Genomic DNA, 555 nt, shown 5'->3' on the forward strand with positions numbered 1-555 from the left:
ATGATATGCGCGTGTTCCAAGAAGAAATCTTTGGACCCGTACTTGCCGTGACTAAGTTTAAAGACGATGACGAAGCCATGAGCATTGCCAACGATACTTTGTATGGCCTCGGCGCAGGTATTTGGACTCGTAGCGTGCATAAAGCCTATCGTTTCGGTCGCGGCATCCAAGCGGGGCGCGTATGGACCAACTGTTATCACATTTATCCATCGCACGCCGCCTTCGGTGGTTATAAGCAATCGGGTATCGGCCGCGAAAACCATCTGATGATGCTTGATCATTATCAACAAACCAAAAACATGCTGGTCTCTTATAGCCCTAAGAAGATGGGCTTCTTTTAGACCCCGTTTTGCATAATCTGCAAATAAACCAATGCAATCTGTCGCAAGGTAGATTGCATTTTTGCTTTAATACAGCATTGATAAGCATAAACTGCTCATAAGTGATAAGGAGTTCATGATGAAAGTCACGGCGACTGAATCCTGCAAAGCACTCATTGAATTATTAAAATCTAAACATGGCGAGCTGATGTTTCATCAATCTGGTGGCTGCTGC

At 44.7% G+C, this 555-nt stretch carries 2 protein-coding genes; both read left to right on the forward strand.

What is annotated here, in order from left to right; all coding sequences use genetic code 11:
• On the forward strand, positions 1 to 341 hold a 341-nt coding region (locus V7D75_RS08290; RefSeq protein WP_333614183.1), incomplete at its 5' end, for an aldehyde dehydrogenase family protein.
• Between the two features lie 118 nt (positions 342 to 459).
• On the forward strand, positions 460 to 555 hold a 96-nt coding region (locus V7D75_RS08295; RefSeq protein WP_333614203.1), incomplete at its 3' end, for a DUF779 domain-containing protein.

This window comes from Psychrobacter sp. (genome assembly GCF_036731945.1).
Classification (GTDB): Bacteria; Pseudomonadota; Gammaproteobacteria; order Pseudomonadales; family Moraxellaceae; genus Psychrobacter.